The sequence below is a fragment of the Candidatus Nitrosotalea sp. FS genome (assembly GCF_011319475.1).
Classification (GTDB): domain Archaea; phylum Thermoproteota; class Nitrososphaeria; order Nitrososphaerales; family Nitrosopumilaceae; genus Nitrosotalea.
In genome coordinates, this window is the sequence record NZ_RCMC01000065.1 from 1 (window position 1) to 1,056 (window position 1,056).

Sequence of the window (1,056 nt, forward strand, 5' to 3'; positions counted from 1 at the left end):
GAAAGAATAATGAATATTGCAAGATCAGGAAAAGATGCTCCTGAAATCCGAAATAACATTGTAAATGAAGCAAAGATTATGGCTGAAGAAGACATTGATATAAACAAGCGCATGGGAAAAAATGGCTCGTACCTGTTTGATAACAATGACACAATAATGNGTCAGAGGTGCTCCTGCCATTGGAGTATCTGGGGCGTTTGGTCTTGCACTTGCTGCATTGCAAAGCAAGGCAACAGACAAAGATGATCTCATTAAAGATCTAGAACACGCAAAAAAAATTCTTTTTGAGACAAGACCTACGGCAATTAATCTTGCATGGGGACTAGAAAGAATAATGAATCTTGCAAGATCAGGAACAAATGCGTCTGAAATACGAAGTACAATTGTAAACGAAGCAAAGACTATGGCAGAAGAAGACATTGACATAAACAAACGCATGGGCAAAAATGGCTCACACCTATTTGATAATAATGATACCATAATGACTCACTGCAATGCAGGAGCTCTTGCCACCGTTGCTTATGGAACTGCTCTTGGAGTGATAAGAGCTACAAAAGAGAGTGGGAAAAAGATCAAGGTGATAGCAACAGAGACAAGACCGGTAATGCAGGGCTCTAGGCTTACTGCATTTGAACTAAAACACGATGGAATTGATGTTAGCCTGATACCTGATACAGCAGTTGNAACAAGACCAGTAATGCAAGGCTCTAGGCTTACTGTATTTGAACTAAAACATGATGGAATTGATGTTAGCCTGATACCTGATACAGCAGTTGGATACTCCATGGCAAATGGATTGGTATCCAAAGTAATTGTAGGAGCTGATAGAATACTTGCTACTGGGCATGTATACAACAAAATTGGAACATACCAAGTTGCATTAATGGCAAAACAACATGGAATACCATTCTATGTAGCTGCACCGCTCTCTACATTTGATATGAAAAGTACTCCTAAAGATGTTGTAATAGAACAACGAAAATCAAGTGAGGTAACTGGAGTAGCAGGTAAAAAGACTGCCCCTGACGACATTAATGTAATAAATCCAGCTTTTGA

2 pseudogenes are annotated in these 1,056 nt (G+C 39.2%); both read left to right on the top strand.

Annotated features, from left to right (window positions below):
- Nucleotides 1-160: 160 nt before the first annotated feature.
- A pseudogene (locus DYY66_RS13870) lies at nucleotides 161-683 on the top strand (S-methyl-5-thioribose-1-phosphate isomerase); the annotation flags it as partial.
- A 1-nt stretch (nucleotide 684) separates the two neighbouring features.
- Nucleotides 685-1,056 (top strand): annotated as a pseudogene (locus tag DYY66_RS13875) (S-methyl-5-thioribose-1-phosphate isomerase); the annotation flags it as partial.